General features: G+C 59.8%; 7 protein-coding genes. 2 read left to right on the top strand and 5 right to left on the bottom strand.

Annotation, left to right across the window (positions count from 1 at the left end; all coding sequences use genetic code 11):
• A partial coding sequence (locus tag ABJN75_RS06870; protein ID WP_348438076.1) for a hypothetical protein occupies window positions 1-207 on the top strand: 207 nt, incomplete at its 5' end.
• 189 nt (window positions 208-396) lie between these two features.
• On the opposite strand, the gene ugpC is transcribed toward ABJN75_RS06870, so the two are convergent.
• The 5 genes from ugpC to ABJN75_RS06895 form a co-directional block, all read right to left on the bottom strand.
• On the bottom strand, window positions 397-1,485 hold the full coding sequence (gene ugpC / locus ABJN75_RS06875; RefSeq protein WP_348438078.1) for a sn-glycerol-3-phosphate ABC transporter ATP-binding protein UgpC: 1,089 nt from the start codon (window positions 1,483-1,485) through the stop codon (window positions 397-399).
• A 30-nt stretch (window positions 1,486-1,515) separates the two neighbouring features.
• Window positions 1,516-3,192 carry an alpha-glucosidase gene (locus tag ABJN75_RS06880; protein WP_348438080.1) on the bottom strand — a complete coding sequence of 559 codons (1,677 nt, stop codon included), beginning with the start codon at window positions 3,190-3,192 and terminating at the stop codon, window positions 1,516-1,518.
• A 10-nt stretch (window positions 3,193-3,202) separates the two neighbouring features.
• Window positions 3,203-4,339: a carbohydrate ABC transporter permease gene (locus ABJN75_RS06885; RefSeq protein ID WP_348438088.1), complete on the bottom strand. Its 1,137-nt coding sequence runs from the start codon at window positions 4,337-4,339 to the stop codon at window positions 3,203-3,205.
• A 17-nt stretch (window positions 4,340-4,356) separates the two neighbouring features.
• Complete coding sequence (locus ABJN75_RS06890; RefSeq protein WP_348438082.1) at window positions 4,357-5,598, bottom strand: sugar ABC transporter permease; 1,242 nt, start codon at window positions 5,596-5,598, stop codon at window positions 4,357-4,359.
• A gap of 77 nt (window positions 5,599-5,675) precedes the next feature.
• Complete coding sequence (locus ABJN75_RS06895) at window positions 5,676-7,025, bottom strand: ABC transporter substrate-binding protein (protein WP_348438084.1); 1,350 nt, start codon at window positions 7,023-7,025, stop codon at window positions 5,676-5,678.
• A gap of 336 nt (window positions 7,026-7,361) precedes the next feature.
• Between ABJN75_RS06895 and ABJN75_RS06900 the strand changes: the two genes are divergently transcribed.
• Window positions 7,362-7,749: LacI family DNA-binding transcriptional regulator (locus ABJN75_RS06900; protein ID WP_348438086.1), on the top strand; the 388-nt coding region annotated here is incomplete at its 3' end.

Consider the following 7,749-nt stretch of genomic DNA (forward strand, 5'->3'; position numbering starts at 1 on the left):
GCGATCGACTACACCGCAACCGCATCCATCGGCGGCGTGTCGAACGAACTGGTCACCTACGACCGCGCCGACAATGACGGTTCGCCGACCTACAAGGCTTCGCAGGCCGGCATCGACTACACCGCCACAGCTTCCATCGGCGGCGGCTCGAACGACCAGATCGTCTACCACCGCGCAGGCAACGACGGTTCACCTTCGTTCAACTAAGCCTCAGGCGGCGCGGGGCTGGCGCCTCCTCCAGGCCAGTCCTGCCCGCCTGCTTGCATTGCGCAGCCGGTGTTACTCCGTCTTGCATTCGTGCCGCGCACGAGAGCCCCGTCCTGGCAGACGGGGCTTTTGGCGTTTCGAGATGAGCCGTAGGTTTCGCAGGATCCAGACCTCACACCGGACATCGGGTCAGCGACGGTAGGTTTTGCCCTCGGTGTCAAACAGATGCAGCTTGGCCTTGTCGGCTGTGAACCGCACGGTTTCTCCGCGAAAATTCTTCCGGTGGCCCGCGACCTTGGCGATAATCGGCTCGTCCTCGGTCAGTCCCTCGACATAGAGCAGCGTCACCTCGCCCAGGGCCTCGACAATCGAGACCTTTCCCTCGAACAGGAAATCCTCGCCGGTGGAGATATCGAGATCTTCCGGCCGGATACCGAAGGAGGCCTGCTTGCCTTTCTCGCTGTCATCGACAGCAATGCCGGTGTCGACCGTCTTGCCGCCGGCAAGCTTGACCACGGCGCTCGGCCCGGTCCGCTCGATGGTGGCGGGAATGATGTTCATCGCCGGTGAGCCGATAAACTGGGCGACAAACAGGTTTTGCGGCCGGTCGTAGAGTTGCATCGGCGGACCGACCTGCTCGATATAGCCGGCCGAGAGCACAACGATCCGGTCGGCCAGCGTCATCGCCTCAACCTGATCGTGGGTGACGTAGATCATGGTCGTGTCGGGCATGGATTCATTGAGCCTGGCGATCTCGATGCGGGTCGCGACACGAAGCGCCGCATCAAGATTGGACAGCGGTTCGTCAAACAGGAAGACCTTCGGATCGCGGCAAATGGCGCGGCCAATGGCCACGCGCTGCCGCTGGCCGCCCGAAAGCGCCTTGGGCAGACGGTCGAGATAATCCTCCAGTTGCAGGATCGACGCGGCTGAACGGACGCGGCGGTCGATTTCCTCGTTGCTTTCACCGGCAATGCGCATGCCGAAGGCCATGTTGTCATAGACCGTCATGTGCGGGTAGAGCGCATAGGACTGGAAAACCATGGCGATGCCGCGCTTGGACGGCGGCACGTCATTGACCACCATGCCGTCAATCTCGAGCGTTCCGTCGGTGATGTCCTCAAGCCCGGCGATCATCCTGAGCAAAGTGGATTTGCCGCAGCCCGACGGCCCGACGAAGACGATGAATTCGCCCTGTTCGATCTCCAGATCGACTCCGTGAATCACTTTGACAGCGCCGTAGGACTTCTTGAGGCCCTTCAGTTTCAAGCCGGCCATGGTTTCCTCCCGCTAGAGCACTTCACATTTTCACCCCAATCTTCCGAAAAAGGCATCATAGGGCGATATTTCGATGGTTTCAGGACGCAGGAACCCGGAGAATCCATGTCCGTCGAGCGATTCCACAATACCTTGCGGCCGGTCGATGATCTGCATTTCCTCGCTCAGGTTGAAGGCGCAGAATACCGCCTCGTTGCCATCGCGACGGATCATCGACAACACCTTGTCACCGGTTTCGTGAAACTCCAGGCTTCCCTTGGCCAGGGGCCGGTGTGCCCGTCTGAAGGCCAGCATCCGGCGGTAATGATTGAGCATCGAGGCCTGGACATGATCTTGCGCTTCCACCGCAAGATGGCGATGTTCCGGTGGGACCGGCAACCAGGGCTGACCATTGGTAAATCCGGCCGACTGCTCGTATTCGGACCACACCATCGGGGTCCGGCAACCATCACGCCCCTTGAAGTCCGGCCAGAACTGGATGCCGTAGGGGTCCCTGAGATCCACGAACGCCAGATCGGCTTCGGTCAGGCCCAGTTCCTCGCCCTGATAGAGGCAGATCGAGCCCCGGAGCGACATGATCAGACCGGCCAGCAGCCGCAGATAGTGCTCGAGATCAGTGACGCCGCCGCCCCAGCGGGTGGCATGGCGGACGACATCGTGGTTTGAAAACGCCCAGCATGCCCAGCCTTCCGGCGCCGCGGTGATAAAATCGGTCATGACCTTGCGAACGCGGGCGACGGTGAGCTTCTCGTTGGCGAGAAATTCAAACGCGTAGCACATGTGCATCTTGTCGCCGCCGGATGTGTAATCGGCAACAATCTGAAGCCCGATCTGCGCGTCGCCGACCTCACCGACGGCCGTGGTGCCGGGATATTCGTCGAGCAGCGCCCGGAAACGGCGCAGGAAGATCAGGTTTTCCGGCCGGTTCTTGTCGTAGACATGAAGCTGGTGATTGTAGGGATTGACCGCCGGCGCGATGGAATCATTGCGCAATTCCCTGGCCAAGGGCGGATTGTCGCGCAATTCCTTGTCGTGGAAGAAGAAATTGATGGTGTCGAGCCGGAACCCGTCGACGCCGCGATCGAGCCAGAAGCGCACGACATCGAGCAGCGCCTCCTGGACTTGCTCATTGTGCAGGTTGAGGTCGGGTTGCGAGGTGAGGAAGTTGTGCATGAAATACTGTTCACGCTTGCCATCCCACTGCCACGCCGAGCCGCCGAAGATCGACAGCCAGTTGTTGGGCGGCGTGCCATCGGGTTTGGGTTCGGCCCAGACATACCAGTCGGATTTCGGGTTGGTCCGGTCCGCCTTGCTCTCGACAAACCAGGGATGCTGGTCGGAGGTGTGGGACATCACCAGATCGATGATGATCCTGATGCCGTGATCATGGGCCACCTTGACCAGATAATCGAAATCGCCAAGCGTGCCGAACATCGGATCGACATTGGTGTAATCAGACACATCATAGCCGAAATCCTTCATCGGCGAGGTGAAGAACGGCGAGATCCAGATCGCGTCGACGCCCAGCGATGCAATGTAACCGATCCGGTCGGCGATACCGATCAGGTCGCCGACGCCATCGCCGCTGGTGTCCTGAAACGACCGCGGATAGACCTGATAAATGACGCTGCCGCGCCACCAGTCGGCGTCCGGTGTGATTTCAGAGCCGGTCTGCAATCGCTTGCCGGCGAGTGTCATCGTTTTCATGAAAGCTCCATTATTTCACGGACCCGGAGAGCAGGCCGCGAACCAGATATTTTTGCATGGCGAAGAAGACCACCAGCGGCACCGCGATGGACACGAAGGCCGAGGTCGCCAGAATTTCCCAATTGCCGCCGCGAGTGCCCAGAAGCTCGACGATCTGCTTGGTCATCACAGTGGTTTCACCGGTCGAATCGATCAGGAAGACCAGCGCGACCAGAAGGTCGTTCCATGTCCACAGGAACTGGAAAATGGCGAAGGAGGCAAGAGCGGGAAACGACAGCGGCAGAATGATCTTGACGAATATCTGGAAATCGGTGGCGCCATCGACCCGGGCATTCTCGATGATATCGCGCGGCAGTCCGACCATGTAATTGCGCAACAGATAGATCGCAAGCGGCAGACCAAACCCGGTATGGGCCAGCCAGACGCCGAGATATCCCTTGCCGATGCCGATGTCATTGTGAAGCCTGAGAAGCGGGATCAGCGCCAGTTGCAGCGGGACAACCAGCAGGCCGACAATCGCCGCAATAATCAGGGACCGGCCCGGAAAACGCATCCAGGCGAGCGCGTAAGCGGCAAAGGCGGCGATCACGATCGGGATGATGGTGGCGGGAATGGTGACCGTCAGCGTGTTGAAAAAGGCTTTCGCCATGCCTTCGCGGTTGTTGGGATCAAACAGCACGAAGCGGTAGTTCTGCAGCGTGAACTCGGGCGGCGCCTCGGCGGTGGTGAAGACACGCGGCAGGCGGCCGTCACCGAAGCTTTCGGGCGAGGACAGGCGGAACGCGCCATCGGCGGCAACTGTCAGCCTGACGCCATCGCCAAGGTCCGCGTCATCGCCGGGAACATAGGCTTCGGGTTCACGCGAACTGGTACCCCACCGGCTGATGACAACATTGTCGGCTTCGAAAAGGTTGCCTTCTATGACAAAATCGCCGTCCTGCTGTGCCTCATCGCCGGCAATGCGGATCGCCGGTCGCTGGCGCTCCTGCGTGAACATTGCATTCCACCAGCCGGTATTGGCGATCTGGTCGGCGGTGCGGAAGGAGGACACGAACAGGCCAACGGTCGGGAACAGCCACAGCGCCACCAGAGCAACGACCGAAATGTGAACGGCCCAGACGAGAGGCGATTTTTTCGATGATGTCACGTTCATCCTCGCCTCCCTCAGCGTATTTCTTTGCGGGCGTTATAGACATTCCAGACCAGAATGGGCGTCACCAGCAGCATGATGATCATCGCGCTGGCCGAGCCGACGCCCCAGTCATTGGCCCGAAACAGCTTGTCATACATGTAGTTGGCAAGAACCTGGGTCTGCCACTGACCGTTGGTCATGGCGAAGACGATATCAAACACCTTGAGCACCACGATGGTGATGGTGGTCCAGACAACCACGATGGTGCCCATGATCTGCGGCACCTTGATCTTGAAAAAGATCTGGAACGGATTGGCGCCATCGATGACGGCGGCCTCGATGGTTTCCTCGGGGATGCCGCGGATGGCCGCCGACAGGATCACCATGGCGAAGCCGGTCTGGATCCAGACCAGCACGGCCATCAGAAAGAAGGAATTCCAGAACGAGATGGTCAGCCAGGTCTGTGGCTCGCCATAGGGCAGAGTGGCGGAGAACACCGAGACGATCGAGCCCAGCGACAGCCAGATCAGCCATGCGGCGACAACGGCGAAAAACAGCCGCAGCGGCGTGAACCACCAGGGCGCCTTGCGATGGCCGATTTCGGTCTTCACCAGCGGCCGGATCGCCAGGTAGGCGAGCCAGGTCATGAAGGCGGCGAAGACCGCAAGCAGAAGTACAGGAACGATCTTGAGAAAGACCACGGAGACAAATCCGCCGTCAAACAGCAGCCACACGGCATTGAGAACGCCGATCTGGTCCTTGTCGACCGGCCTGGTGTCGTAAACCAGCTTCCAGATCACGGCGGCGCCGACGAAGGAGATCGCCATCGGCATGAAGATCAGCGACTTGGCGATATTGCCCCATTTGATGCGGTCGGTAAGCTGGGCGGCGACCAGGCCTATCGCGGTCGACATCGCCGGCACGACGATCAGCCAGAGCATGTTGTTGCGCATGGCTTCCCAGAATTTCGGCTCGCCGAACATCTGCCGGTAATTGGCAAGGCCGACAAATGCGCCGCCGGCGTCACGGTCGGTCAGTGACAGCCAGAGCGTGGCGAAAACCGGATAGGCGAGATAAAGGCCCAATGCAAAAAGCGCGGGAAAGAGAAACAGCCAGGGCCGGATCTGGTTGGCCCGGTTGATGTTGCGCCCGGCATTGTCGCCGGTGGCGGGAAAGAGAATCTTGTCGAGGAACTGGTTGGAGAAATAGAAATACCCGACGCATCCGCCGACGCCGACGATGATGGTGATAAGGCCCTGAAGTGCCGGATGCATGTTTCCCCCCAGAAAAGCAGTGCGGGTGGGGACCCCGGCCAGATGCCGGGATCTCCCGAATGTACAGGTTCGTCAACCTATTTGAGGGCGTCCCAGGACTTCTGGATCGCGTCGGTGACTTTCTCGGCCGACATGCCGCCGGTGTAGTCGACCATGCCGGTCCAGAACGAGCCGGCGCCAACGCCGCCGGGCATCAGGTCCGAGCCGTCGAAGCGGAAGGTGGTGGCGCCAAGAAGAACATCGTTCATCTTCTTGAGCGTCGGATCGGAGAACACATCGGTGTTGACGGCCTTGTAAGGCGTCAGGAAGCCTTTCTGGGCCATCCAGATTTCATGCGCGATGGGTGACTGAAGGAACTTGATCAGCGCCTGAGCGCCGGGACTGTCCTTGGTGATCGCCCAGAGCGTGCCTGCGCCCAGAACCGGCTTGCCGAGATCCTTGCCTTCGTAGGCCGGCATGTAGAAGAAATCGGCATCGGTGCCGACCTTGGTGCCTTCAGGGAAGAAGGCCGGGATGAAGGATGCCTGATGGTGCATGTAGCACTGCGGCGGCGAGGAGAAGAGGCCCTTCGGGCTGTCGCGGAAATCGGTTGTGGCAACCGCGCCCGCGCCGCCGGCGACAAATTTGTCGTTGCGGGCAAACCAGCCGAATTCCTCGATGGCGCCAATGACGGCGGGATCGGTGAACTTGACCTCGTTGGAAACCCACTTGTCATAAACATCGGGCGCCTGGGTGCGCAGCATCATGTCCTCGACCCAGTCGGTCGCCGGCCACCCGGTGGCGCCACCCGAGCCCAGACCAATGCACCATGGTGTGCCGCCATCGGCGGCGATCTGTTCGGTCAGGGCCTTGAGTTCTTCCATCGACTGCGGGATTTCGTAGCCTGCATCCTCGAAGTTTTCAGGGATGTACCAGACCAGCGATTTCACATCGACCTTGTAGAAGAAGCCGTAGAGGTTCTCGCTGCCGTCCTTGCCCGTGTAGGTGCCCAGATCAACCCAGGACTGGCCTGCGGCATAGTTTTCCTTGACCCAGTCACCGGTGCCTTCGGGCAGCGGCGACAGGAAGCCGCGCTTGGCCATGTTGGAGGCAAGACCGGGCTGCGGGAACACCGCGATATTGGGAGCCGAACCGGCTTCGGCATCGATCACGATCTGCTGTTCGAAACTGTCGGAGCCGACATATTTGACATCCGCTCCGGTGGCTTCTGCGAAATAGGCCAGCACCGACTCGGCGAATTCCTGGTCCGGGCCAAGCCAGGGACCGAAAACAGTCACCTCTTCGCCATCAAGTTGGGTGGCCTTGAGCGCTTCGTAGCTCTCCCAGTTGAAATCACCCTCTCCCGGGGTGAACTTGAGATCCGCGGCATGGGCCGACCCCAGGGTCAACGCAGCAGCCGCGGCGCTCATCAAGAATAGTTTTTTCATCGAATATTCCTCCCGGCCAACACTGGCCTTTTCGTCAAACTGAACCGGCTTTCGGAGCCAAGCCCCCGAGACCTTCAAAGCGCTTTGGCTTGCTTTCAGAGGATTACGGCAGCCTGACTGAGTCAAGCTTTAAGTTGCAATCAGATCCGGTTTTCGGATCGCGCATTGCGAAAGTGCCGAATACACCGCAATGCAGCATGGTTTGTGCTGATTTATTCGTCATTTTCGCTTTGTTTGAATTCAAAGTTGCGATTAGATGACAGACTTGGAAAGCGCCGGACTGGCCAGCCGCGACCATTTGCCCAAAGCGCTTTGAGAGAACTGGATCCTTAGACCGTGAATTTGAAACAGCTCTCGGAGCTTCTCCAATTATCGCAGACCACGATTTCGCGTGCGCTCAACGGCTATCCGGAAGTCTCGGAGCAAACCCGGAGCCGGGTACTCGAGGCGGCGCAGCGGCATGGCTACAAGCCCAATTCCAATGCCCGCAAACTTGCCACCGGACGGGCCGGCTCTATCGGCTACGTGCTGCCGGTGGGGCGCAATGTCGATCTTGATCCGCATTTTGTCGAGTTCCTGTCGGGCATGGGCGAACACGCGCTGACCCGCGATGTCGACCTCTCGCTGACGCCGGCGGTGCTGGACCGCGAGAGCGAAGCCTATCGGCGGATTGCGTCGAGCCGGTCGGTGGACGGGGTCTATCTGTCGTCAATGCGCAATGACG

It is taken from the genome of Hoeflea sp., from assembly GCF_039975035.1.
Lineage (GTDB): Bacteria > Pseudomonadota > Alphaproteobacteria > Rhizobiales > Rhizobiaceae > Hoeflea.

What these genes read in the sequence shown, in the direction of transcription:
- ugpC (WP_348438078.1), bottom strand. Translation starts at nt 1,485, where the DNA reads ATGGCCGGCTTGAAACTGAAGGGCCTCAAGAAGTCCTACGGCGCTGTC.
- ABJN75_RS06880 (WP_348438080.1), bottom strand. Translation starts at nt 3,192, where the DNA reads ATGAAAACGATGACACTCGCCGGCAAGCGATTGCAGACCGGCTCTGAA.
- ABJN75_RS06890 (WP_348438082.1), bottom strand. Translation starts at nt 5,598, where the DNA reads ATGCATCCGGCACTTCAGGGCCTTATCACCATCATCGTCGGCGTCGGC.
- ABJN75_RS06895 (WP_348438084.1), bottom strand. Translation starts at nt 7,025, where the DNA reads ATGAAAAAACTATTCTTGATGAGCGCCGCGGCTGCTGCGTTGACCCTG.